This is a genomic window from Brucella anthropi ATCC 49188 (assembly GCF_000017405.1).
GTDB classification, from domain to species: domain Bacteria; phylum Pseudomonadota; class Alphaproteobacteria; order Rhizobiales; family Rhizobiaceae; genus Brucella; species Brucella anthropi.
In genome coordinates, this window is record NC_009667.1 from 2,401,884 (window position 1) to 2,426,929 (window position 25,046).

Consider the following 25,046-nt stretch of genomic DNA (forward strand, 5'->3'; position numbering starts at 1 on the left):
GCAAAGCGCAATGTTTCAAAAGATACTCATAGCCAATCGTGGCGAAATCGCTCTTCGCGTGCTCAGGGCTTGTAAGGAACTGGGCATCAAGACCGTCGCCGTTCACTCCACGGCAGACGCCGACGCGATGCATGTGCGTCTGGCAGACGAAAGTGTCTGCATCGGGCCGCCGCCATCGCGCGACAGCTATCTGAACATCCATCAGATCGTTGCTGCTTGCGAGATCACGGGCGCTGACGCAATCCATCCGGGTTATGGCTTCCTGTCGGAGAACGCCAAGTTCGCGGAAATTCTTGAAGCGCACGGCATCACCTTCATTGGCCCCACCGCTTCGCATATCCGCATCATGGGCGACAAGATCGAAGCCAAGCGCACTGCAAAGCGCCTCGGCATTCCGGTTGTTCCGGGTTCTGACGGCGGTGTGACGGATGACGTCGAAGCCGCTCGCATCGCGAAGGAAATCGGTTATCCGGTCATCATCAAGGCGTCTGCCGGTGGTGGCGGACGCGGCATGAAGGTTGCCCGCACCGAAGAAGATCTTTCGGTAGCACTTGCAACCGCGCGGACCGAAGCTGGTGCAGCCTTTGGTGACGACGCGGTCTATATCGAGAAATATCTCGAAAAGCCGCGCCACATCGAAGTTCAGGTCATGGGCGACGGTGCCGGCAATGCAATCCATCTGGGCGAACGCGACTGCTCGTTACAGCGCCGTCACCAGAAGGTTTGGGAAGAAGCCAATTCACCGGCGCTCAATGCAGAAGCACGCGACAAGATAGGCATGGTCTGCGCCAACGCCTGTGCGGAACTGGGCTATCGCGGTGCGGGAACGATCGAGTTCCTTTATGAAGACGGCGAATTCTATTTCATCGAAATGAATACGCGTCTTCAGGTGGAACATCCGATTACGGAAGCCATCACGGGTATCGATCTCGTTCACGAGCAGATTCGCGTTGCAGCTGGCCTCGGCCTGTCGGTAAAGCAGAAGGATATCCGCTTCTCCGGCCATGCCATCGAATGCCGTATCAACGCTGAAGACCCGCTGACTTTTGCGCCTTCGCCGGGCCTGATCACGCATTATCATACGCCGGGTGGCCTCGGCATCCGCGTGGATTCGGGCGTCTACTCCGGCTATCGTATTCCGCCTTACTACGACAGCCTTATCGGCAAGCTGATTGTGCATGGTCGCAATCGCGTCGAATGCATGATGCGTCTGCGCCGTGCGCTGGACGAGTTCGTGGTGGATGGTGTGAAAACCACCCTCCCGCTTTTCCAAGACCTGATTGCCAATCAGGATATCGCTAACGGCGATTACGACATTCATTGGCTTGAAAAGTATCTGGCCAAGAAAACCAAGAGCGAAAGCGCCTGACGACAGTGACCGCAGGAGTATCCCCGGACGACTATTCAATCGAACCGGAGCTACTCCTGCGGGCCTATGCCACGGGAATATTTCCCATGGCCGAAGAAGCCGACGATCCCGAAGTCTTCTGGGTTCGTCCCGAGAGGCGCGGTGTCATACCCCTTGATGGCTTCCACATGCCGAAAAGCCTCCAGAAGACCATCCGCCAGGGTATTTTTGACATAAAGCTCGATAACGATTTTGATGGTGTGATCGAAGGTTGTGCCAGCGGAACAGGTGAACGCGCGCGCACATGGATCAATGGACCTATCCGCGAAGCCTATAAGAATCTGTTCGAGATCGGACATTGCCACACGGTCGAAGCCTGGCATGACGGACAGCTCGTTGGTGGACTTTATGGGGTAACGCTTGGGCGTGCCTTTTTCGGCGAGAGCATGTTCACACGAAAACGGGACGCGTCAAAGGTCTGCCTTGCCTATCTGGTCCAGCATCTGGTGAAGCAAGGCTTCGTGCTGCTCGACACGCAGTTCACCACACCGCATCTCGAAAGATTCGGCGCTGTGGAAGTTCCAAGGAAAAAATACGAGAAACTGCTGGAAAACGCGCTGGATGGAATCGTGCGCTTCTAAATAGCTGCGGTTAATTGCGCTGATCCGGCGGAGGGACTTCCGACTTCTGCTTGCAGTCCTTCAGCCAGACGTCATAGATCGGATGCTCGACAGCATTGAGACCCGGACTATCGGCGAACATCCAGCCGGTAAAAATACGGCGAATCTTTCGGTCAAGCGTGATCTCTTCGACTTCAACGAAACCGTCGGTGCGTGGTGCTTCGTTCTCTGTGCGCGAATAACAAACTTTCGGCGTTACCTGAAGGGCGCCGAACTGAACTGTCTCATTGATATAGACGTCGAACGTCGTGATACGCCCGGTGATTTTATCGAGACCCGAGAACTCAGCAACCGGATTGGTGATGCGTTCGGCCATTGCTGCTTGAAAGCTGCTGGTGGTCGCAATGAGCGAAATCAAGGCAACCTGAACAGCCCTTTTTATCGGGTTTTTTCCGTTGCCAGCCGCGCCGTGAGATTGCTTCGTCAAAACGGAGATCCGCATCCAAAGGGTTTAAATTAAGCCGGAACAATTCCTAAGCATGAAATGTGACGATTCGTTGCCCAGTCGCAAGCTGCAATGCTGCCGCTGGTCTTAAGCGAGCCGTCTATCCTCAAACCTTTTCCGCTATAGCGTCAAAAGGCGGACACATAATAAATCCGGCGCGGATGAACGCGCCGGACAAAAATCAAAACCGATTATCAGTTGCCCGGTGTCCAGGCATCGTATTCGCCGGTCACGCGCGGACGTTCCGCAGGTTCCGTGCCCGGACGAGCAATGGCGCCTTTCGGACGATACGCCAGCGGAGAACCGGTCAGGTTCTGCAGATGCGGCTTCTGCCAGTCGCGCGGCTTGTAGTCTTCCTTGGTAGGCGGCGTGTCAACGCGATGATGCATCCAACCATGCCAGCCGGGAGGAATAGCACTTGCTTCCGCATAGCCATTGAAGATTACCCAGCGACGTGTGCGACCTTCGGAGTCCTTGCCGCCCTGATAATAGATATTGCCGAACTCGTCCTCACCGACGCGCTCGCCCTTGCGCCACGTATGAAACCGCGTGCCGAGCGTCTGGCCGTTCCACCAGGTGAAAACTTGCGTAATAAATTTCTTCATGACCTATTCCAGATCCATTATTGCCACAGGTGACCGAAACCACCGGGTTTTCTTGCTTATGGCCCTATCGACTGGCCATGGCAAGGGTCAAGTTGCCGCTGTCACAAGAGTATGATGGGCCCAAAACGCCGCGCGCGTCAGGCTTTTATATTCTCGCATGTCTCCCCAAAGCGATCTCCACTTTGGCGAGACATGCTTTACATATTCCAGCTTTCGAGCGACTTTTCCATAACCAGCACCGGTTCCTTGCAATTGGGATCGCCCCAATCCTCGTTCCGGCCGACTTTGGTATAGCCTTTGCGCTCGTAGAAATTCACCGCCTTGGTGTTTCGCTCGATCACTTCAAGCTTCATCGTTCGAACATCAGGAAAAGCCATCTCGATTTCGGCGAGAAGCATCGTTCCAATACCTTGAACCTGCGTGTCGGGACGAACATAAAGCTGATGCAGCGAAGCCTTGCCTTCTTCGGACTGGCTGGCAAAAGCCATTCCGTCGATCCCACCATTGCCGTTATCGGCGACAATGAATTCCGAATAAGGCTTCTTCAGATTGGCCTTCAGAACAGCGATGCCGTGCCACCGGGCGGTAACGGCATCCACCGTTTCCCGCCCGAGGATGTCGTCAAAGGTCGCGTACCAGGTCGATACCAGCAGCTCATGCACTGCCTTGAGATCAGCCTCTGTCGCGCTCCTGACCCACATTACTCTTCAATCCCGAGCTTGGCCTTGACCAGTTCATTCACGGATTGCGGGTTGGCCTTCCCGCCCGTTGCCTTCATGACCTGACCAACGAACCAGCCAGCCAGCGTCGGCTTGGCTTTCGCCTGCTCAACCTTTTCCGGGTTGGCAGCAATGACATCGTCCACGGCCTTCTCGATGGCACCGGTGTCCGTAACCTGCTTCATGCCACGTTCTTCAACGAGCTTCTTCGGGTCACCGCCCTCATTCCAGACGATCTCGAAAAGATCCTTGGCGATCTTACCGGAAATCGTACCTTCCTTGATGAGATCGATGACTGCACCGAGCTGTTCCGGGCTGACCGGCGATTCCTCAATGTCCTTGCCCGCCTTGTTCAGCGCGCCGAGGAGATCGTTGATGACCCAGTTCGCTGCGGCCTTGCCGTCACGACCCGCAGCAACGGATTCATAATAATCAGCAATGGCCTTCTCGGTAACGAGAATCGATGCATCATAGATCGAGATGCCCTGCTTCTCGACGAGGCGCTGCTTCTTGACGTCCGGCAGTTCCGGCAGATCCACTGCCAGCGCATCCACGAATGCCTGGTCGAACTCGAGTGGCAGAAGGTCCGGATCAGGGAAATAGCGATAGTCATGCGCTTCTTCCTTGGAGCGCATGGACCGGGTTTCACCCTTTACCGGATCGAACAGACGCGTTTCCTGATCGATGGAGCCACCGTCCTCGAGAATAGCAATCTGGCGACGAGCCTCATATTCAATCGCCTGACCGACGAAGCGGATCGAGTTGACGTTCTTGATTTCGCAGCGCGTGCCGAATTCCCCGCCCGGACGGCGCACGGAGACGTTTACGTCAGCGCGCATCGAGCCTTCGTCCATATTGCCGTCGCAAGTGCCGAGATAACGCACAATCGTGCGCAGCTTGGTCAGATAAGCGCGTGCTTCATCGGAGGAACGCAGGTCCGGCTTCGATACGATTTCCATCAACGCCACACCAGAACGGTTCAGGTCCACATAGGACATGGTCGGATGCTGGTCGTGCATGGACTTGCCCGCATCCTGTTCCAGATGCAGGCGCTCGATGCCGATTTCCACGTCTTCGAACTGGCCCTTATTGTCCGGACCGACCGAAATCATGATCTTGCCTTCGCCAACGATAGGCTGCTTGAACTGCGAGATCTGGTAGCCCTGCGGCAGATCGGGATAGAAATAGTTCTTGCGGTCGAAAACCGACTTCAGATTGATCTGAGCATTGAGCCCGATTCCCGTGCGAACCGCCTGCTTGACGCATTCCAGATTGATGACCGGCAGCATGCCCGGCATGGCTGCATCAACCAGAGAAACATTCGAATTCGGCTCCGCGCCAAACGAAGTGGAAGCGCCGGAGAACAGCTTCGATTCTGACGTGACCTGCGCATGGACTTCCATGCCGATGACGACTTCCCAGTCGCCGGTCGCGCCGGAGATAAAGCGTTTGGGTTCAGGTATACGCGTATCGATTAGGGACATTACTGGCTCGACAATACTGTGATTGGGCTGAAACTGATTGTTGTATTGGCTAGAGCAAAGCCCCACCGGATGCAAGCTTTTCAGCCACCATTTCCGTGATCGCAAAACGAAAAGGCCGCGCTATGCGCGGCCCCTCCGAATTCCTGCTGGAAGTGAAGATCAAGCCTCTTCGGACTTGCCTTCGTCGGCCTTCTTCTTAGGAGCGGCCTTCTTCTTGGGAGCAGCCTTCTTGGCAGGCTTTGCTTCCGAAGCTGCATCTTCGTCTTCAGCCGTCAGCTCTTCCTTCGAGACCTTCTTGTCGGTCACGCTGATGTTGGCGAGCAGATGGTCAACGACCTTTTCTTCAAAGATCGGGGCGCGAAGGTTGGCAACGGCATCCGGCGTCTTGCGCAGGAATTCGTAGATTTCCTTTTCCTGGCCCGGATAGCGACGAACCTGATCGTAAACAGCGCGCTGCAGTTCTTCTTCAGAAACTTCAACGCCAGCCTTTTCGCCGATTTCCGACAGAACCAGACCGAGGCGTACGCGACGCTCAGCGAGCTTGCGATATTCTTCGCGAGCAGCTTCTTCGGTGGTTTCTTCGTCTTCGAACGTGCGGCCAGCCTGCTGCAGGTCGAAGTTGATCTGCTGCCAGATATTGTTGAATTCAGCGTCAACAAGCTTCTGCGGCGTTGCGAACTGGTAGTCACCGTCCAGAGCGTCGAGAATCTGACGCTTTACCTTCTGGCGGGTGATCTGGCCGTACTGGCTTTCGATCTGTTCGCGAACAACCTGACGCAGACGCTCAAGCGATTCGATGCCGAGCTTCTTTGCAGTTTCATCATCGAGAACGAGTTCGTTCGGCTTGGCAACTTCCTTGACGGTAATGTCGAAGGTAGCTTCCTTGCCAGCCAGATGGGCAGCGCCGTATTCTGCCGGGAACGTCACAGTGATGACCTTCTCGTCGCCAGCCTTGACACCAACGAGCTGCTCTTCGAAGCCCGGAATGAACTGGCCCGAACCGAGAACGAGCTGCGCATCGTTGTCCGCGCCGCCTTCGAACGGCTCGCCGTCGAGCTTGCCCAGATAGTCGATCGTGACGCGATCTTCGTTTTCGGCCTTGCCCTTCTTGGTTTCGAAGGCGCGGGTCGACGAAGCGATGCGCTTGACCTGATCGTCAACTTCCTCATCGGAAATATCGACGACTTCACGGGTAACGGCGATCTTCGAGAAGTCCTTGACTTCAATTGCCGGCAGAACTTCGTAGTTCAGCGAGAAAACGAAATCGGCCTTGCCGTCGAGAACCTGTTCGGCCTCTTTTTCGTCTTCCGACATGATGACTTCAGGCTGCGTAGCCGACTTTTCGTTACGTTCAGCGAGAAGCGAACGCGACGAGTCGTTGAGGATTTCGTTGACGATTTCCGCCATGAAGGACTTGCCGTACATCTTGCGGAGGTGAGCCGCAGGCACCTTGCCCGGACGGAAGCCGTTGATCTTGGCGCGGTCACGCGCAGTTTCCAGCCGCTCTGCGAGCTTGGCTTCGAGGTCCTTGGCCGGAACCACGACTTTGATCTCGCGCTTCAGCCCTTCATTGAGCGTTTCGGTAACCTGCATGTTCAAACCTTCACTTCTTGTCATTGTCCCGCCGTCACCGGCTTGTTTGCCTTGTCGCGGGAGAGAAATTCTTTTGCCTTATGGCAGTTGGTGCGGATGGAGAGCAGCCGCACCAAACCCCACCCATTGATTTCCTTGCACAATATCCACCAGAAAGGCAGTTATGTGTCCCAGTTTGTGTCACAGTACGTATCGCAAAATTGCGGCGCAAAATCACACGTTGGCGCACCTACTACAATCAGCGCCAAAAAAACACAAGATCGGAATACTGACTGCCGAACAAACGCATCACAATAATAGAACTCGGCCATGGCATTTTTGGGACGACAGTTCGCCTTATCCAGATGGCTATGCGACATGCAGGAATCACGATACGCTCACGCTTGATTACCTCACGGGGGAGGAATTCGAGGCATGACATCTGAAGTCTGCATGATGAACCGGCTGGCTGTAGTGTTAGCCGCCGACAGCGCCACCACTGTATCAAGGTGGGTAGATGGCAAAAGAGAAGAGCGCTATTTCAAAGGCGCGAACAAAATCTTCCAGCTTTCTAATAGGCATCCCATTGGGATGATGATCTTTGATTCCGCATCAATTCTGAGTGTGCCGTGGGAGACGATCATAAAGTCCTTTCGGCAGGAAATCGGAATAAAATCGTTCAATACTGTCGAAGATTACGCGAGCGAACTGTTCAGCTACCTCAACAACAATCAACGATACTTTCCTGAACAAAAGCAGATCGAGCAGTTGGCCAGAGCTGCACAGGGTGTCTCATACGGCATCATCATATCCGCAATAAAAGACGTCGACGACGCCGACAGATCTGCGGCCATTGATAGCGCATTTTCAGAGAGGGATCGCGCACTTGCTGAAATTGGCCTCCCGAATGGCTTGAATGAGGACAATGTAGAGCAAGCGTTGGGCGATACGAGAGCAGCAGTCTCGGATGTGATGGCTGATTTTCTTCAGCATATCGAGGTGCCGGTTCCTGCGAACATCGACGGATGGTCCGATACAGCCATCAGGGAGGTTATAAAGAACCCAGATCGATATCTCAGCACAACAGGTCTCGTATTTGCTGGGTTCGGAGACCATGAGTTTTTCCCATCAATGGTCGAATACTGCCATTGCGGAATAGTGAGTGGTCGCCACATATACAAAAGGCAAGCTGCAGAAACTATCGATCATGACAAACCTGCCTGGATTTCTGGTTTCGCACAAACTTCAATGACCGATACATTCTCCTTGGGTTTGAGTGCAGACGTCTACGAATCACTGATGGTTGCAGTAAACGACACAATCAAGAGCTTTGCGGAGGACATTGCCGCGCAAAGCGGGGGCCAAATGGCCGCAATTGACGATGTGGAAGCTTTGCTTCAGTCTGCGAAGGATAAAATACGGGACGCGGTACTTGACAAAGCTCGCAAGGAGCACTCTTTGCCCCTTCGGAGCGTGCTCAGCTCCCTCCCCGTTGATGAGATGGCGGAATTGGCTGAGACATTAATCACTCTTCAATCGTTGAAGGAGAAGGTAACGAAACCCTCCGAAACGGTTGGCGGACCCGTAGATGTTGCAATTGTGACCAAGCACGAGGGACTTGTCTGGATTAAAAGGAAACATTTCTTCAATTCAGACATTAATTCTAGATATCAGCTGCGACAGGCAGCATTGAACACATGACCGGCGGAGCAAACATATGACTTCTCAACCTAATTCACTTCGGAAGGCAGTCGACAGGTCGGAACCCACTAAGGATAAACTCCCTCCCCGTCGCGTGACCGTTGATACCGAAACCATCATTTCCGAAAGTCGCCGACAATATCGGGGCGTTATCGAAGCAATTAATCGATCAAGTGACAAAGACATTGAGCGAGCACTAAAAGCAGCTTCTTATTGATCTCAACCCCGCTCCGGCGGGGTTTTTTATTGCCCCATACATGGGAGTCCCGGAGGTTCTAGGGATTTCGGGTCTTTTCAATGGCTTGCAGAAAAGTGGGACAGAAAGTCATGCGTTGTAAAAATTTTGTTTTTTCATGCGTCTGCCCCACATTTCAATGACCGGCGACCCCACTTATGCACCGCATTTCCACAACCTCAAAATGCAGATTGACTAAAATTCAAAATGAGAACATTCTAGGAACATATCCACATTGAGCGGAATATGTTCCTGAGTGCGTAGGTGCGCGGGGCGGGTTTCGCTCGTCCTGATTTTGGAGCGTAACTTGCGCCTTCCTGAAACTATCGAACGCCTATACCTCGACTTCGATGGCTTTTTCGCCAGCGTTGAACAGCAGTGCGACCGCCGCTTACGTGGTCGCCCCATCGGCGTCGTACCCTTCGAAGGCACTGACCGCACCGCCGTCATCGCCTGCTCGAAAGAGGCGAAGAACTTCGGCGTTAAAAACGTCATGCCGATCAAGGAAGCGAAGCGGCTGTGCCCTGACCTTATCCTGGTCCCGCAAAAGCCAGACCTTTACCGGCGCGCTCACAATGCCCTGCTCTGCGAGATCGAGACTGTCATCGCCATTGACACAGCCAAAAGCATCGACGAGCTAACATGCGTGCTGGATGACAGTGGCAAGCGAGATCCGGAGCTATTGGCAGCGCGCATCAAATCGGCGATCTCAAACAACATTGGACAGTTCATCACCTGCTCAATCGGATTCGCCGCAAACCGTCAGCTTGCAAAGATCGCCTGCAAGGCCGGGAAAGAAGAAACGAAACGTCGAGGATCCTACGGCAATGGGCTGGCTATTTGGTGGCCAACCATCATGCCGGACCCACTATTGCGCGTCGAACTGGAGGATATACCCGGCGTAGGATCGAATATGGCAAAGCGGCTTTATCGTAATGGCGTGTTTACAACCACCCAGCTTTACGCCTTACAACCAAAACACATGCGGAAGATCTGGAACAGCGTCAACGGCGAGCGACTTTGGTACGCCCTCCACGGTTACGACATCCAAGCGCCATCGCAGCAGCGCGGTATGTTCGGTCATGGTCGTGTTCTGCCACCAGATGCTCGCTCGATCACAGGCGCTTATGAAATATCCCGCCTTCTGCTGACCAAAGCCGCCCGTCGCCTTCGTCGTGAAAATTTCTATGCAGCGGGCCTATGGCTCTGGCTGTCAGTGCGCGACGGCTCATGGTTCGGCAAGCATTACTTGCCGGTTGTGAACGACGATCAGGCTATTCTGTCGGCGCTGCGGTTGCTCTGGCAACGCGTGCGTGAAGATCATCCGCGAGGCGTAACCATCTTTCGAGTTGGCGTGACGTTGTATGATCTGTCCCCAGCCGATGAGCGCCAGATGGACATGCTGAATAACGACGATGCCGAGCGCCAGAAGTGGGAGAAGGCAAACAATGCTGTCGATGCTATCAACTCCAAATATTCCGGCACGATAGTCAGTATGGGGGAATGGAAGCCACCAGCAGGCGGCCACGTTGGCGGCAAGATCAGTTACACACGCATCCCGTCCGCAGAAGACTTCTGGTGAGACTATGGGCAATTGGAAATCGACGATCAAGGTACGTGACCTGGACGATGAGCAGCGACTTGAACTGACCTGCAAGAAATGCGGTCGCGTGACTTACGCGACAAAGCAATTGCTTTGCGAGGGAACAGATCGTTCGCAAAAATATCTGGACGAGATCGAGGCGAAGGTCAGATGCAAGGCGCGGGGCTGTCACGGTCATATGCGCATGGCCATGGTGAGGCTACAGGAAATGAGCGGGTTCGTCGGGGGGCTAGCATGACCGGAGAATACACCTTCGCTGGACGCAGAACATAAGCGCCCTACCTTCATAGATCTAATCGACGGAGGATTGAATGTTCGGACCGAAGCAGCCAGGAGATTATCCAGACCGTGAAATTGATTGTCAGGAAGCCATTTCTCAAGGTCTCGCTGACCTTGTTGAGCAGCAGGTCGCGGCTGGCGCGACGGAAGCGGAAGCCACAGAGGCGCTTTCGGGTGCAAACGTCGTGGGGGTCCGGGAGCTTATTCAGGATGCGGTAGACGCCGGCTGGTCAGAAGAAGAAGCAGCAACAGCAATCCGCATTGTATCCGAAGGCTTACACCTCGGAGCAACCGGCAGAGATCCGGACGAATAAGCGGCACAAGTGAGACAACATCCTGACCGCTGGAAAAGAAAAGCCCGCCGCGTCGAGTGACGGGCGGGCGCACGGTCATCATATCATAGCGGATCGCTACGCATTTACTGGGGCATGGGACGCCGCTGTCCTGCCTCAAGACGCTGTAGGATCTCCATCACTAAACGGACATCACCACGCACTGTCGTTAAGGTTTCCTGAATTTCCTTGGAATTATCGGCAGCACTTTTGATCGCTTGCGTGTTTGACGCGATCTGATAGCTCATACTCTCCTGATTACTGGAGAGCTTGCGAATATCAGCTTCAATGGTTTGAAACCGCTGATCGCTTTTGCCCTTTTCCTCGCGAACCTCTGCCAGACGCTCTTTATGATAAGCCTCATGAGACAGCTTCCATTTCGAGAGATCTTCTATATCGCGGGATCTGTTGACCCAGATCGTCACTCCGCCGAGGATGAGGACCGCGATCTGCCCCAGTTGCAGCAGCGTGTTAAAATTCCACTCAAACTTTCCTTTGCTTGGTAACCGCATCGCACCTTCCCTCACCGTAGCCCCCTTGCCCAGCTGTCATAGAATTCGGCACATCGATCCGTTCGCGCATTCTGCCTGTCCAGCGCCGCTCGCTCCCTTTTAAGGATGGATCGGACTTCCGCGCCCTCGATCAACGGCGCATGCGGCTCATTCTTGCGACAGTCATCGGGATATTCAGCCGGGACAATGCGCGCCTGCGCCTTGCCCTGTTTTTCGGCAGCCTCTTGCAGCAGTCGATCACTGGCGCAGGAACTGCAAATCATCGCGATCAAGCAGACAGGCACGGCCCGCCGCTGCCAGCTTTTTCTCATAGTCCGCTATCTCCTGTTCAGATTTTTCGATCTGTGCAGCCTCAGCCGCGCGAGCGTTCCGCAACTGCACCTGGTAGGCTTCAATCACAAGCGCGTTGGCTCTGCCCTGCCGTCGCAGTTCGTCGCGTTCCGCCCGCAGCGCCGCCGCCTGAAATTCGGGAACAAGGCCTTTCTTTGCCTGGCCCTCGAACACAGCACCGACATAGGGAAGGTCTTTGAGAACCGGCACACCGTTAAAATAGATCCCAGACAGAACGATTCCGACGGCGCAGCCAGCGCCGATCTTGAGGTAGTCCAGCAGGCAAAACATCACAGGCCTGCCAAACAAAGTTCCAGCTCCCCGATACGCTGAGCGTCACCCAGCTCGCGGCGCTTTTTCAGACCCTCCACGACCTTGCCCCCGGCACGATTGAAAGCAGTCATCGCGTTGCAGGCCGCACGCCATTGCCGATCACTCATGCGGCGGGCGGCAGTCGATTTGCAGGCCGCACCAGTCCCAATATTGTAGGAGAGATCTAGCATTGACGCCTGCACGCCGATGGGCGCCTGATCGAAAGTGCGGATACACTTGCGCAGCGGTTGCCGGAAATCGTTCTCCAGACGCGTGATGAGCTTTTCGCGGCACTGCTTGTCGGTGTAATAGTCGCCTTTCTGCACGCCCTTGGTTTCACCGAGACATACAGTCCAGACTTTGCCAAGCTTGTCATAATAGGCCTGGTTTTCCATACCCTCCCACGGCGCGGTCAGATAAGTCGCTGTCAGAGCGACGAGACCCAGACCAGATGCCAGAGCGGCCTTTGCGCGTTTACTCGCCATTTCGGAATACCTTCTGAGAAACGAGGCGCATCACAAAGGCTGCGACCACCACAAAGAAGGTCAGCAAAGCGAACGCGCCGGAGGGGATGGGGAAAGTGTCGCCAAGGAGTGGCAACACGGCTTCAATGCCAGTCAGAACACCGGCAAGCAGGATCAGGCGGACAGACCACGCCTTTCGCAAGACGCGCCGCCAATCGGGCACAAGCTGCATGACAGCCTCTATTTGACGATGGATATGAGGGAGATTTTCAACTGCAGACTGACATTGTCGTAAGCGATATAGCTCCAGCCGATCCAGCAACCGCAGATCTTGCCGAAGACCTTGAAGCGGGCGCGATACGAGAAAAACAGACCGCCCTTCCCGTCTCGATATACGCCTTCATAAAATGTGCCGGGCCTCGACCAGTCAAAGCCGCCGCTGTCGATCTGATAAACGGTGGTAACAGCTTCGAAGCGGAAGCCGAAAACATTGGCCGCAAAGCCGTAGGCCGGGTTTCGCATGATCCACCGCGTTCGCTGCCACCACAATTTGACCCCCTTGGCTTGTGGCCAAGCAAGCTGATGTTGCCCGCCGTCCAGGTCGTCATCATGCGTGTGAAAGAGCGAGAATGGATATGGCAGAACCGAAATCCCTGCCAACACCGACCAGAGCGCCAATATCGGTGCGATCAGGATCGCTACCAGCTTGGCGATAAGCAGCAAGATCCCGTAGATCGCCCACTTGATGAAGGCGACCGGATAATTCCGGATAATGTATTTCATGATTGCCCCGTTGGATTTGGACCGGTGCTAGGCGCGGCCTATGCCCATGCCCATAGGTGACCCGCCCGTCGTCGAGGTTGCGGGCGCTTGCGGTTTGGGATCTGGCACCGCTGGCGTTTTCGGGTTGTTCTCGTTTGTTTTCGAGGTGCTGGCCGCAGTCGACTTTTTCTTATCCTTGGATGCCTTGCTGGCGACCGGCTTTAGCTTCGCCTCGATATCGGTCATATATCCCGACTTGCTGATGCGGTGGGTGGCTGTCTCGATTATGAATTCTATGCCGTCAATTTCCGGCCGCACATTCTGGTAGGAAAAGGGTGCGCCTGCCCGAATGGTCGGATCGCCAAACACCGTGACAAAGGTTTTGACCGTCTCGGCTTTCAGACTTTCAGCCTTGGATTTCGCAGCCTTTTTCGCTTCGGCTTCCGTGCTGAAATTTTCCTTCACCTTAAAATCGGCGGTGCCTTCATCGTCGCTGTCTTCCTCGACCTCAACCGTCTCAGCCTTGGCGCGGTCACGTACCTTGGCGCGCACCGTTTTGACTTTCTTGCGATAGGCGAAGTTGATCCGGCATGTGCCCTGCACGATCTCGAACGGCCCGACAACAATCGGGGTCAAGTCCTTCCCGCTCGCAGATTTCCCGCTACCACGCTTGGCAAAAATCAGCTTGCCATCCTTCACCGAGAACAAGGCGCCATGAATACGAGCCAAGCGCTCGCAGACATGCATATCACTCTCATCCTGCTGTCCGAACCAATCATATTTGTGCGCTGCAACCTTGTCGTCGATGACAGGCTGCAAGCCATTCTCGGAAGCGATTTGCTGCAGGATCTCGGCGACAGTCTTTTCATCCCAGTGACGGGAACGACTTTGTTTGAACTTGTCGCGGATATTCGCCCCTCGCCCGCGAATGTTCATACCGTAAGGAAGGCAGCGGATCTCAGGGTCATCAACCGTGTATGATCCAAAAGGAAGAATGCCCGTCTCTGTATAGCCAAGCGACACCTCGATCTTGTCACCCTTCTTCGGGATTGAGGCGAACGGGTTTCCGTCGTTCAGGTCGACATCGATTGAATCCGAGCCGACACCCTCTTTGTCGGTGACAGTCAGTGAGATAAGCCGTTCATTCACGATGGACGCGACGGCTTTGCCGTTGACTTTTATTTCAAAGGCTGGAGTCTTCATTCTGGTTATCCAACATCGGGGAATGGGCAATATGTGGAAAAGGGTTAGTTTTGCGCTGATTGGTACCCTGTATTGTTGGAGCGCTGGCGCAGAAGAATTTCAAACAATTGCCTGCAAAGACTTCACAGCCAATATGAAGCAACAAACAGTGGGAAGCAGGCAAGGCAAGAAGATGGGCGGGAATGGATTTAGCGTGAATATTGTCGCGCTAGGATCCTACCTTTCCAATACTGGAAAGAAGTTTGCCGACCTTACGACTGAAGAGAGTGAGAGCATTTACGCAAGCCTCTACGCCCTATGTGAAGCAAACCCAAACATGCCTGCGATTGACGCTGCAGTATCGATTGGCAAGAACCCTAGACCATCACCCGTGATCGAACACACTTCACCACAAGGCGATAAACCGCTCACAATTACCGCCGCCGAGATCGCTTCTGGAATCTCACGCAACAAAACGGAGATTGAACAGGAAGCTTGGTGGGAAGCAAATATGTCCGGAAAAACCTATCAACTAACTGGCAAGGTTGCGGAAGTTGAGAAGGGAACCTTCTCTGGCTTTTGGGTTGATTTAGACATTGGGCGAAACATCCTTGCGCGATGCGGAATGTCATCAAAGTGGACAGATACAGTTTCCAAACTCAAGAAGGGCCAGACATTTACATGCACCGGGACTGTCGCAAGAACATGGACTTCACTGTTTAAAACCATGTTTCAAGTAGATGCCGGATAGCTCAGTCCCATAGCGCCACTATCGACTGAGACTGTTCTGCGCGAATCAAATCAGGTAGATTAATTCTTGTCCCCATAGGCAAGCGATGCGGCAGCGCCGCCAGACCAGGGTTAGCTTCCAGCACCTGCTCGACATATCCACTTTCGTCACCGTAGATCTTGCGGCAGATAGCGTCGAGCATTTCGCCCTGTATGGTTGTGTAAATACGCCCCATGGCATCACCCGAATAGTGACTGAATAACTGAAATCGGCGAGAAGCTGCCACCGCTATAGCGCTTGAGCTGGATACGAAAAACGTCCATTCTCGGATGACCGAGCGCAGTATGATACGATTGATCTTCACTAATACCTTCGATCACATGCATACCGTAGACATTTCCTGCTAGCGTAATAAGCGGCAATACAGTTCCGGCAGTCGCCGCCCCGCGAAGGCCCTCCAGCACCGCCAATCCACCGAACTCATGCGGGAACAAAACTCCCTCAATCGTGGTGCGGTCATCATCACCGCCAGTCCACTGCAGGCGGTTCAACCCGCCTACAGTGCTGATATCGGCCCAACGAGTGGAAAGATCCCGTTTCAGCCCTTTATAGCCGAAGCGCAAGGAATGAAACATAAATGGCCCCAGACACATTGGAATTGCCATTACATTCCCCCATCTGAATATGCGCCGCCCGACGCTGCGCGGAATTGAGCAGCGACCGCTTGTGCCGTCTGAGACGCGATCTGTTCCGGCGAAGCACCTGTTTGCACGTTCATATGAACCGTCACCACGGGAGCCGGTTGCGGATTGGTAACCCGTACATCTTGCGTTCCGCTCGGCATTGTCTGGACCGGATTTGAGATCGAAACAGATGGGGTGTCGACAATTGAAACATCCGTCGGACCTTTGCTAATACCGGCAGTCGGCGACGGTGCGGTCAGAGCATCCCAAATAGCCCCAAGGCTAAAGGGCTGTGGTGCATTTTGCGCAGGCTGATTAGGCAGCGGCGCTGCGGGCACTATCTGTCCTACACCAGATCCCACCTTGACCTTTTGCTCGTTCGATTTCTCTACAAAAAACTCCGGGTCAATGTAGCGCGGATCCGACGGTCCCTTTGCTTCCAGGCCCTTATAGAACCCGTAGGCGACAAGCCCCCATAAGCCGCCACGAGCGACCATTCCACCAGTCCCGCCGCCAGCTCCCAAAATACGGCTAAGCCATCCCGTACTCGCTCCACCCGCTGCTGCGGTTCCACCGCCCGCGACAGTAGAAGCCGCACCCGCAGCAGCCGTTCCTGCAATCAGATTCCTCAATTCGAGCAATGGCCCCGCAACAGCCAAAAGGCCTGCCCCAATTGTCACCCAATCCACTAACGAGAGTTTCGTCAGGTTATCTGCAAACTCGCCAATGCTGTTCGCACCCTTTACCGCATCAATCAGTGTGATTGCCGTAGCAGCTGCCAACCCAATCCGGCCAAATGGAGAGAACGCAAGTCGGGTGATGCCTCTCCCCAAGGTCAACATCGCTGCGCCTGCGGCAGCAATGCCGAGTGCGCTAATGACGGTAGCAGAGCCCGACATCTTGCTAAGAGCTTCCGAAATATTCCCGGCAGCACCCAGAATATCGCCAGACCCGATATCCTTGGCGAAGGCTTTCAGGTCGAGGCCGATCTTGCGGAAATTGTTCGAGAGCTTGGCGAGATCAATCATACGTTGATCGACCTGAGTACCGTCGCCCTTGAATGCCTCGCCAAACAGCAGATCACCCAGATCATTGATAAGCTGGCGCGTACCACCGTCGCCGCCATAACCGAAACCGCTCATCAAGCCTTTGACAGCCATTTCGATCTTGTCGATGACACCCACACGTTTATCCAGCGTGTCCAGCACGTCGCCGATACCAAGACTCATATCCTTGATCGTCGGTAGCCAGCTGTCACCCACGCCGATGCCATAGGCTTTGATCTTGTTTCCAAGCAACTGCAAGGCGTTCGCGGTCGTTTCAGCCCGAACCATATATTCCTGAAACGCAGATCCGCTGTAGTTTGCCTCACTGCCGATCATCGCAAGCTCGCGGCGAAGCTCTTTCGTATCGGCGATGATCGGCATGAGCGCGCGCGCCTCATCGCCGAACAAGGCGGACGCAATACTGATATGCTGGTCTTTCGGCAGCTGCTGGATCCGCTCAATCACGTTCAACGTGGTTTTGAGCGCATCTTTCTGCATGTTCTTAGATACCTTGACGGAATCGAGGCCAAGCTTTGCAAATGCCAAACGCTGTGACTTTGTCGCCTGCTCACCTTTCGTCAGTGCGCGCCCCATATTGCGGAACGAAGTAGCCGCAACTTCGGCCTCGGCACCTGCCGAAATCATGGACGCACCGAAAGCGAGTGTCTGTGTATCGGAAAAGCCGAACATCTTGCCGGTTGCGGCAACCCGCTTATCGAACTCGACGAGATCACGAGCAGCCGATGCGGTGTTGTTCGCAAGATGATTGATGGCATCTGCATGCAAGCCGATCTGGTCGACGTTGAAACCGAGCTGAGTTTTGATCTTTGCCAACGCGTCGCCGGTTTCCCCCTGCGACGTATCCCACGCCACACTGACCTTTGCCGCCATTTCCGAGAACTTTGTCAGTTCCTGCAAGGCAACACCGGATTGACCGGCAGCAGCATAGATCGAGGCGAGGCCGTCAGCGGTGACCGGGAGTTCCTTGGATAATCCAAGGATCTCGGATCGAACGACTGACAATTGCGCAGGCGTGCCGTCGACGACCTTGCGAACATCGGCGAACGCTTCCTCGAATTTCATGGCAGCACCGACGGTGCCGCCGATGCCTTCACGAACGCCGACGTAACCGAGACCTATGGCCGCTAAATTCCGAGCCAGAGCCCCGACAGAAAAGCCGCCACCGGCCCCCATGATCGCGGACGTGGTTCTGCTGGCACGACGGTTAAGACCGTCAAGCGCAGCAGCAACACCGCGAGCTGGACCGGTGATCTGATCGACAAGCGAAACAACAAGCTTGGAACTCAGGACAGCCATTATTTCCTCTTAGCTTTCATCAGGTCGACAGCCTCATCACGCCACAGCAAGACTTCCTGCGGCGTCATTTCCAGAAACGTCGATATCGGGGTGTAAAGGTTCTGGCTAAGCCAGATGGTCAGGCGTCGCCATCCGCGCTCGCCTCGATCAAGAAAGGGGTGACGATCTTGCTGCACCTCTTGTAATCACTGATCGAGAACTGTGCGATTTCGGGTTGAGTTGCACCGGAGAGCTGCGCAATCATCAGGGTGAGTACGGCGTTATTGCCGCCGCCATTAGAGACACTTTCGACCGTGATGAGATCCGCGACCTTCGGTTCGCGAATAGTGATTTCGTCCGTCTCGACGCCAGCAAGCTTGTAGGTCGTCGAGAGCTTCACTTTTACGGGTTCAGACATTGTCGATCCTTGTCGAACTGGCGAACGTTACGCGAGAAGCGCGCTGCGGATGGATTGCGTGCGAGACGTGCCGCCGATGGACACGTCAAACGGCGTCATTTCGATCAGGGTGGCCCCTTCGACTTCCAGCTTGTAATAACGAAGCGTGATCGAGAAATCGTTCTCGGCCATGTCACCCGGCTTCCAGGCACCATGATCGTTTTTGATGAGACGACCGCGAATATAGGCGGTTGCATTGACGACGGTGCCGTCCTCATGCACGAGCGCACCCGTCACCATGAACTCGCGTTCGGAACCGACCTCCAAGCCGAACAAAGTAATAACCTGCGGGTCAAAGCCGGAGAGCTTGAAACTCGCCTCCATCTTTTCGTAACCCATCGGGACATCAATCGGCAGCACCATACCGGCATTGCGAAGTTCCTCGACCTTTTCCGTCGGAACTGGCAGCGTGATCTCGCTTGCCTGCCCGATCTTCGAAACGCGGTCTGCAAATATGGTGCAGTTCCGCAGGATATAACGCGGCATGTCAGACATGAGCCTAACCCCTTAATGATGTTGAAGTAGGAGAATTTGAGCGGAAAGGGCTGGCAGTTAGCCAGCCGATCCGGAAGTGATTTCCTGCGCAACCTGGTTGAGCAGCAGCGTATAGCTCGCGATGTTGCGGTATGCCGTGATACGGATATCGACCATCGGCGCAGGCGGTTCGAACTTCACACCAAGCTTGATGATGCCTTGCGCCATATCGTTGTCGGTGTTCGTATCCAGCAGCCAGCAATCATGACCAGGCAGAATTGCGCCCTCCGCTTCCATCTGCCGGAGGAATGCGCGTCCGCCCTCGACCATGAATTTCAGATTGGCGCGGGAGAACGGCTTGTCGACAAATTCGAGATATGCCTTTTCCAGTGCTTCATTGATGGCGTCAGCAGTGCGCCGTACGGAAATGAACTGCCAGAGAAGTTCTGCAGCGCAGGTCCAGACACCCCAGAGCCGGAAGCCGGTATTATCGATGTTGACGATAGTGTTGACCCGGTTTTCGTTGAGGTAGTTCGACTGGTCGCCATATTCGATAGGACGATTGACGCCGACAATACCGGAGATACCGACATTCGAACCCGACCACCAGAAGCCTTGCTCCAGATCCATTTTCGCTTGCTTGGCGGCAAAGATCGGCGAGGATGGGGCCGGTACATTGGCATCAAGTTCCGTGTCGAACTTCAATACCTTCGGATCGCAAATCGCGATACGCCCAGAATTAATGAGCCCGCGATACTGCACCGCCGCTTGATCGGTCGTGTCCGGCCCGTCGACATAAGCAACGGCTTTCAGCTTTTCCGCCACACCCATCAGCTCGGCAACCACCGGGTTCATGACCGATCCGATATTGGCGGTTGCGGTCGCATCCTTGGAGCCAGCCTTGCCGGTGATTGTAACACCCGGCGTTCCGGTATAGCCGTAGCCAGCCTTGCGAACGATGATCGCAGTGATCGCGCCTTCGGTGACAATAGCCTCAGCAACAGCACCGGATCCGGTGCCTGTGACCGCGACCGTTGTCGTGTCAACGTCGTAACCGGTGCCGCCTGCGGTCACATTGATCGAGGCAATGCCATCGGCGGGCGAGGTCTGGGTAAAGCCGGGAGAGATCAGCAGTTTAGGCTTATACAAACCGTCGGACGACGCGCGACGGAAGGCATGGACACCGGTGAATGCTGTCTGGTCGCCGATGAGGTTCGACCAGGTTTCCGCAGTGGTTTCGCCTTCCTCGACCCGAACCACAATAATCGGACAGCCAACCTGGTCGAAAATGCTGTCGATAGCGTTTTTCAGCGTACCTGCATTGCCGAGAGTCGACGCATCCTGCGGGCGCAGGATCTGCACCGGTTTATTCAGCGGGAACAGTAGAGGGTCAGCATCGGGTGCGGTGCCGATCAGGCCGATGACAGCAGTGCGCGCAATGCGCACCAAAAGCGGGGTTTCGGCACTTTCGAATACACGCGTGCCATGGTGAAAGGACACAGATGCCATTGTGGCACTCCTTGGATTTAGACCTCAATGGGTCGGGTTTTCAGGGAAAAATCAGAGTGCCGGTTGCGGCCACTCTATCGCATCAACAATTGCGTGCGCCGTCGCTTCATCAGCGGCAGCGTCGATATCTATCTTCGCTCCAAGTCGAATGCCTTCAATCGCTGCACCGATTTGTTGCCACATTGCAAACGCAGCCAAAACGATATCGGCCACATCGGATAAGGTTTCAGCAGTAATGCCCACCTCGGATGAAAGGAGCGGGTAATAAGAAACCTGCGGGTTTGATGTTGCCTTGAGGGCTTGAGCTTCCGTGACCTTCTGTTGATAGGTCATGGCCTGACCATCGCCCGGCGTGATGTATTTCAGGCGTTCTGTTTCGGCTGCGGCATCAACCTCATTTTTCAGCCATGATTTCAGCTGAACGAGATTCGTCTGCGGCATGACAGGCGGTGAAAACTCGCCACCTTCAATATGCCATCCTACCTCGACATCGGCTCCCACAGCAACAAACTGATCTGCGAAGTCAGCATGAAAGCAATCGGATGGCGTCCGATCACCAAGGTCAATGATCTCTACAACTGTTGAATTGTCGATACGAGCAAATCTCATGATACCCTCTTAAAATTCGATGACGATCAAACCGTCCGCGCCCTGCGCACCGCCTGTTGCTTTCGCGCCACCACCGCCGCCGACCCCGGGGAAATTGCGGAACGTACCGCCAGTGACCGACATAGGCGTTCCGGCGGACGTATAAGACCCGCCACCGCCGCTGCCATATAGGATGTCCAGGTATCCGTTTGCAGCACGACCGCCTTCGACATTTAGTAGCCCACCGACGCCCGTTCCGCCCGCCCCACCAGTACCCGGATTTGGAGTTCCACTGAACCATCCGCGACCTCCGGAGCCACCCGTGGCTGACAACAAGGTTCCGAACGATGACGCCCCACCAGACGCGCCAACACTACCCGTCGCGTCACCTCCGGCACCGCCGCCACCAATAGTGATAGGGATCGTTGCGCCCGGTAATACGTTATAAATCCCCTCTGCGTATCCGCCACCGCCACCGCCACCGCCAGCCCCGCCAGATGTCGCGCCACCGCCACCGCCACCGCCAGCCCAGACACAAACGCGCACTGAAAAAACACCCTCCGGAACAACCCACTCTGTCGTGCCGACGTTGCGGTACACAAGTATGTTCCGAGATCGGGTAAGTGATGGATTGAGATTGGCGACCTGGAATCCGACCCCATCAAAGATCAAATCCACAACCTGACCGGATACGAGGTCATTCTGTTTCAATACCGAACCCGCTGCCTGTAAAATAGGCTTGGCACCAATCCCGTTGAGATTGAGTGTAGCAGGGCCAGTGTTCGACGCGGCGATTTTCAGCCGTAGCGTCAGGCCGGCAACCAAAGCCGCAGGCGCTGGCGTTAGTGTTGCGGTCAACGCATTCGCTGTGCCTGCCGCCACCGCGAAGGACCACTTCCCAGACTGAGCATCAAGCGCGAGCTTCTCGACATAGACGCCACTCACCTTTTCGAAAACACGCCCGTCAGGCAAACTGACCCCATGCCCATCCGGGGGCGTCATTATTCCCCAACCTGCGGAAGTATATTCAGCAATCTTTCCGGATTGCCCCGACCAAGCGCCAGTTGCTCCTATTGGAATAAGGTACAGATCACCAACTGATGGCGAAGCTGGTGGAGCTGTTAGCGTCATGGAGATTACGGGCAACCATGGCAACCGGTTAAGACGCTGTAGCGCGACCTTGAATGCAGGATCGACGACAATGGTTATGTTCGCGATATTAGAGAACGCCACCTCAAGCCGAATAGTTCCCTCGACCGTCTGTCCGCTGGAAGGGATTGGCTTACTGATCGGTGGATCATAACGAGCAATGGCTATGAGATCGCCATCGTCATCGATCAGCCCTGCCTCACGAATGGTATATGGCCCCTCGCCAGCCTCCAGAAATATATCGAAATAGGCAACATTCGAAGCGCCAACGACAGTACCGTGACCAGAGACAGCCTTTCGTGCGATCTCATGATAAAGCGTAGTTTCACCACCCGACGGAACAGTTGTGCCATCACCGATAGCAATATGGGTGATAACGACCGCAGTTCCATTTGCGATAGCCGCCGCCTCTTTTGCGCGACCAAGGTTCGTCATCAACGCGAACGTGTTTTGAGCCATATTCTTAAACCTTGTAGTGAGCAGTCACCGATAGAAACGCGCACGGCGCTCCAGCGACATAACCGGTTGCCCTGAGTACGGGCGGTTCAAATGCAAATGGATGAGCAATAGCTGTCAGCCTCGTTCTCAGAAATGCGCCGACATAAAGAGGCCCCCGTGCCTGCACGACTGCGCGTGTGGCAAACACTCGGGATTTGGGTTTGGCCGCATCAACCGACGCTATCGCTGCCGCTTGTGTATCCAGATCGAAAACCGGGCTGCCATTGCGATAAAGGATTTCGACACGGAACGTTCCGCGTCTGGATCCATCCTCCCACCATTCGACAATCCGGGTTTCCAGCTCAAAAGCGGCCAGTGCTCGCTCAACCGCGCCGCGAGTGCCTTTAAGACGGTGCACCATAGGCGACGCTGCAATCACCCTGCGCTGTTGCGCTTCGGACCAATCAGCGGACCAGACATCGACCGATACCCCCATGGCGAGGTATGGCAGCAGCACCTTGGGACAGGTCGCGGGGTTCCAGATCGTCGCAATAACGGTGGGATCAACCGTCGCAATCCGTGCCAGTTCGGCAGCGAGCAAAGCGACAGTCAGTGGCGAAGAACGCGCAGGAAGAATGGACCGCGCGAGATCTGCAACAGCATCTATCGCTTCATCTGCCGTCATTGCCACGATCCTTGTGTTTGAACCGTATTGACCGTGATCGATCCAACTTGCCCGACGCCTTTCGAACCCGGTTCGATATCAGCGGCAGGCGAAACAACTTCGACAGTGACATTGTCATCGACCGCCGCGCGACCACCAATAACCTCGCGCTGGACGGCCAAACCAATGCGCCGACGCGATGCTGCATATGCGGTCAGCCGCTTTTTCGCTTCCGCCGCCATCGCCGACACATCAACACCCGGCGCATAATAAAGAGTGACCTCGATATCGTAGGCCGTGACTGTCGCAGGCTCGATACGAACGTTGTCGCCGATAGGCCGCACATCCTTTGGTGTTACTGCTTGAAAAGCCCGATTCAACAATGGCTGGTCAGTGGGCCCATAGGTTACCGTCGGAAGGATCACGACGAGGATTTCCGGCGCAAGCACCGGATCACCGGTATTGCGACCGGAAAACGGGTTTGGGATCAGTCCCATTGAATAGGCGTCTGCATGAAGCCAATTCGTGTAGGTCGCAGCATCTTCCTCGGAATAGACAGCGACATCAGCGATATCCCGCTTTCCATCCAGCTCCAGGGCATGAAAGGCATACGCACCTTCGGGGCCTGCGGTTGAGAACGCTTCGAAAGCAAGCAGTATCCGGGATCGGAAAATGTCGTCCAGCTCGACCCACTTGCCGAGAACCGGATCCCATTGCGAATTTTCCGGCTGATCATCCTCAGCGTTGTCGTAGACAAGACGCGAGATTCCGGCATAAGTCGCTGCGATATGGTCAAGGTCACCGCCGATGGCGGTTGCCAGAGACAGGGCGCGGATAGCTTCATTGACCCGCTGGCGAAACTTCATTTCCTGATAGCCGCCACCCTCTGAAAAGGCGATGACCATGGGATCGGTTTCAAGCTTCTCAACATCGTAAGCAACGCCGAACCGCTCCAGAGCAGCCACCAGATATTCATCGCGTGAGGACTTGATTTCCTCAAAATCCACCGCGACGACACTTGGAACATCGCCAAGGTCAGCCAGGTTCGGCGCAACAAAGCGGCTCATGACATAGTCCTTGCTATTGTGATGTTCGTGGAGGTCTCGCCTTCGGTCACTGAAAAATCGCCCTTGTGACCGTTCGGGTAATAGACACCCCGTATCTGGAGATCGATGACGCCCTGTGCGGTCAGGTCGCCAATGTTTATGCCGGTTACCGCAAAGCGCGGTTCCCATTTCGCAATTGCCATAGCGCAGGCTGAATAGATGCCGAGAATGACGCGGTCATTCATCGGTCTATCGATCAGGCCCATCAGCTCGGAACCAAAGTCCCGACGCATCACGCGAGATCCAACCGGCGTTGTCAGGATGACCTCAATCGACTGCCGAACATGGTCAAAGCCCGCCAGCAGTGAACCATCCATGTTCGAAAAGCCGAGCGACGACAT

Annotated in this window: 29 protein-coding genes; 7 read left to right on the plus strand and 22 right to left on the minus strand. The window is 54.9% G+C overall.

Features of this window, described 5'->3' with window-relative positions; all coding sequences use genetic code 11:
- Window positions 1-10 precede the first annotated feature (10 nt).
- Both accC and aat read left to right on the plus strand, forming a co-directional pair.
- A complete protein-coding gene (gene accC, locus OANT_RS11805; protein WP_010661263.1) occupies window positions 11-1,369 on the plus strand; it encodes an acetyl-CoA carboxylase biotin carboxylase subunit in 1,359 nt (452 codons plus the stop codon).
- 5 nt (window positions 1,370-1,374) lie between these two features.
- Window positions 1,375-1,989, plus strand: a complete 615-nt coding sequence (aat, locus tag OANT_RS11810; RefSeq protein WP_012092150.1) for a leucyl/phenylalanyl-tRNA--protein transferase — start codon at window positions 1,375-1,377, stop codon at window positions 1,987-1,989.
- A gap of 10 nt (window positions 1,990-1,999) precedes the next feature.
- On the opposite strand, the gene OANT_RS11815 is transcribed toward aat, so the two are convergent.
- The 5 genes from OANT_RS11815 to tig all read right to left on the minus strand — a co-directional run bounded on the left by OANT_RS11815 (window position 2,000) and on the right by tig (window position 6,874).
- Window positions 2,000-2,470, minus strand: a complete 471-nt coding sequence (locus OANT_RS11815) for a DUF2155 domain-containing protein (protein ID WP_010661261.1) — start codon at window positions 2,468-2,470, stop codon at window positions 2,000-2,002.
- A gap of 197 nt (window positions 2,471-2,667) precedes the next feature.
- Window positions 2,668-3,078, minus strand: coding sequence for an NADH:ubiquinone oxidoreductase subunit NDUFA12 (locus tag OANT_RS11820; protein WP_010661260.1), 411 nt, complete (start codon window positions 3,076-3,078; stop codon window positions 2,668-2,670).
- 197 nt (window positions 3,079-3,275) lie between these two features.
- On the minus strand, window positions 3,276-3,779 hold the full coding sequence (locus OANT_RS11825) for a GNAT family N-acetyltransferase (RefSeq protein ID WP_012092151.1): 504 nt from the start codon (window positions 3,777-3,779) through the stop codon (window positions 3,276-3,278).
- Complete coding sequence (gene gatB / locus OANT_RS11830; RefSeq protein WP_012092152.1) at window positions 3,779-5,281, minus strand: Asp-tRNA(Asn)/Glu-tRNA(Gln) amidotransferase subunit GatB; 1,503 nt, start codon at window positions 5,279-5,281, stop codon at window positions 3,779-3,781. Before gatB ends, OANT_RS11825 begins: the two co-directional genes overlap by 1 nt.
- 159 nt (window positions 5,282-5,440) lie before the next feature.
- Entirely contained in the window at window positions 5,441-6,874 is a 1,434-nt protein-coding gene (gene tig, locus OANT_RS11835; RefSeq protein WP_264813574.1) for a trigger factor, read from the minus strand.
- A 414-nt stretch (window positions 6,875-7,288) separates the two neighbouring features.
- Between tig and OANT_RS11840 the strand changes: the two genes are divergently transcribed.
- From OANT_RS11840 to OANT_RS11855, 4 genes are all read left to right on the plus strand, one after another.
- The gene (locus OANT_RS11840; protein WP_012092154.1) at window positions 7,289-8,554 is read left to right on the plus strand and encodes a hypothetical protein; all 1,266 of its coding nucleotides are present in this window, start codon (window positions 7,289-7,291) and stop codon (window positions 8,552-8,554) included.
- A 542-nt stretch (window positions 8,555-9,096) separates the two neighbouring features.
- Window positions 9,097-10,371 (plus strand): Y-family DNA polymerase, encoded by a 1,275-nt coding sequence (locus OANT_RS11845; protein ID WP_012092155.1) that lies wholly within the window; start codon window positions 9,097-9,099, stop codon window positions 10,369-10,371.
- Window positions 10,372-10,375: 4 nt separating this feature from the next.
- A complete protein-coding gene (locus OANT_RS11850) occupies window positions 10,376-10,630 on the plus strand; it encodes a hypothetical protein (protein WP_012092156.1) in 255 nt (84 codons plus the stop codon).
- Window positions 10,631-10,703: 73 nt separating this feature from the next.
- Window positions 10,704-10,985: a hypothetical protein gene (locus tag OANT_RS11855; protein ID WP_012092157.1), complete on the plus strand. Its 282-nt coding sequence runs from the start codon at window positions 10,704-10,706 to the stop codon at window positions 10,983-10,985.
- Window positions 10,986-11,089: 104 nt separating this feature from the next.
- Here the strand turns inward: OANT_RS11855 and OANT_RS11860 are convergent, their stop codons facing one another.
- From OANT_RS11860 to OANT_RS11885, 6 genes are all read right to left on the minus strand, one after another.
- On the minus strand, window positions 11,090-11,515 hold the full coding sequence (locus OANT_RS11860; protein ID WP_012092158.1) for a hypothetical protein: 426 nt from the start codon (window positions 11,513-11,515) through the stop codon (window positions 11,090-11,092).
- 237 nt (window positions 11,516-11,752) lie between these two features.
- Window positions 11,753-12,136 carry a hypothetical protein gene (locus OANT_RS11865; RefSeq protein WP_012092159.1) on the minus strand — a complete coding sequence of 128 codons (384 nt, stop codon included), beginning with the start codon at window positions 12,134-12,136 and terminating at the stop codon, window positions 11,753-11,755.
- Entirely contained in the window at window positions 12,136-12,642 is a 507-nt protein-coding gene (locus tag OANT_RS11870; protein WP_012092160.1) for a lysozyme, read from the minus strand. The genes OANT_RS11865 and OANT_RS11870 overlap by 1 nt, the downstream gene beginning before the upstream one ends.
- Window positions 12,632-12,853, minus strand: a complete 222-nt coding sequence (locus OANT_RS11875; RefSeq protein ID WP_041545154.1) for a DUF7940 domain-containing protein — start codon at window positions 12,851-12,853, stop codon at window positions 12,632-12,634. Before OANT_RS11875 ends, OANT_RS11870 begins: the two co-directional genes overlap by 11 nt.
- An 8-nt stretch (window positions 12,854-12,861) precedes the next feature.
- Entirely contained in the window at window positions 12,862-13,404 is a 543-nt protein-coding gene (locus tag OANT_RS25075; protein ID WP_012092161.1) for a DUF7338 family protein, read from the minus strand.
- A 27-nt stretch (window positions 13,405-13,431) separates the two neighbouring features.
- Window positions 13,432-14,586, minus strand: a complete 1,155-nt coding sequence (locus OANT_RS11885; RefSeq protein ID WP_012092162.1) for a phage late control D family protein — start codon at window positions 14,584-14,586, stop codon at window positions 13,432-13,434.
- Window positions 14,587-14,617: 31 nt separating this feature from the next.
- Here OANT_RS11885 and OANT_RS11890 point away from each other — a divergent pair, with 31 nt between their 5' ends.
- Entirely contained in the window at window positions 14,618-15,316 is a 699-nt protein-coding gene (locus OANT_RS11890) for a hypothetical protein (RefSeq protein WP_041545155.1), read from the plus strand.
- 1 nt (window position 15,317) lies between these two features.
- Here the strand turns inward: OANT_RS11890 and OANT_RS11895 are convergent, their stop codons facing one another.
- From OANT_RS11895 to OANT_RS11950, 11 genes are all read right to left on the minus strand, one after another.
- Window positions 15,318-15,530: a tail protein X gene (locus OANT_RS11895; protein WP_012092163.1), complete on the minus strand. Its 213-nt coding sequence runs from the start codon at window positions 15,528-15,530 to the stop codon at window positions 15,318-15,320.
- A 4-nt stretch (window positions 15,531-15,534) separates the two neighbouring features.
- Window positions 15,535-15,960, minus strand: a complete 426-nt coding sequence (locus OANT_RS11900; protein WP_012092164.1) for a phage tail protein — start codon at window positions 15,958-15,960, stop codon at window positions 15,535-15,537.
- Window positions 15,960-18,341: a phage tail tape measure protein gene (locus OANT_RS25080; protein ID WP_012092165.1), complete on the minus strand. Its 2,382-nt coding sequence runs from the start codon at window positions 18,339-18,341 to the stop codon at window positions 15,960-15,962. Before OANT_RS25080 ends, OANT_RS11900 begins: the two co-directional genes overlap by 1 nt.
- Window positions 18,342-18,459: 118 nt before the next feature.
- Window positions 18,460-18,738: a phage tail assembly protein gene (locus OANT_RS11910; RefSeq protein ID WP_012092166.1), complete on the minus strand. Its 279-nt coding sequence runs from the start codon at window positions 18,736-18,738 to the stop codon at window positions 18,460-18,462.
- Window positions 18,739-18,765: 27 nt separating this feature from the next.
- Complete coding sequence (locus OANT_RS11915) at window positions 18,766-19,272, minus strand: phage major tail tube protein (protein WP_012092167.1); 507 nt, start codon at window positions 19,270-19,272, stop codon at window positions 18,766-18,768.
- Window positions 19,273-19,329: 57 nt separating this feature from the next.
- Window positions 19,330-20,760 carry a phage tail sheath subtilisin-like domain-containing protein gene (locus tag OANT_RS11920; RefSeq protein ID WP_012092168.1) on the minus strand — a complete coding sequence of 477 codons (1,431 nt, stop codon included), beginning with the start codon at window positions 20,758-20,760 and terminating at the stop codon, window positions 19,330-19,332.
- Window positions 20,761-20,811: 51 nt separating this feature from the next.
- Window positions 20,812-21,369, minus strand: a complete 558-nt coding sequence (locus tag OANT_RS11925; protein ID WP_012092169.1) for a hypothetical protein — start codon at window positions 21,367-21,369, stop codon at window positions 20,812-20,814.
- A 9-nt stretch (window positions 21,370-21,378) separates the two neighbouring features.
- The gene (locus tag OANT_RS25085) at window positions 21,379-22,956 is read right to left on the minus strand and encodes a phage tail-collar fiber domain-containing protein (RefSeq protein ID WP_012092170.1); all 1,578 of its coding nucleotides are present in this window, start codon (window positions 22,954-22,956) and stop codon (window positions 21,379-21,381) included.
- A 4-nt stretch (window positions 22,957-22,960) separates the two neighbouring features.
- Window positions 22,961-23,620: a phage tail protein I gene (locus tag OANT_RS11940; protein ID WP_012092171.1), complete on the minus strand. Its 660-nt coding sequence runs from the start codon at window positions 23,618-23,620 to the stop codon at window positions 22,961-22,963.
- A complete protein-coding gene (locus OANT_RS11945) occupies window positions 23,617-24,666 on the minus strand; it encodes a baseplate assembly protein (RefSeq protein WP_012092172.1) in 1,050 nt (349 codons plus the stop codon). Before OANT_RS11945 ends, OANT_RS11940 begins: the two co-directional genes overlap by 4 nt.
- Complete coding sequence (locus OANT_RS11950) at window positions 24,663-25,046, minus strand: GPW/gp25 family protein (protein ID WP_012092173.1); 384 nt, start codon at window positions 25,044-25,046, stop codon at window positions 24,663-24,665. The genes OANT_RS11945 and OANT_RS11950 overlap by 4 nt, the downstream gene beginning before the upstream one ends.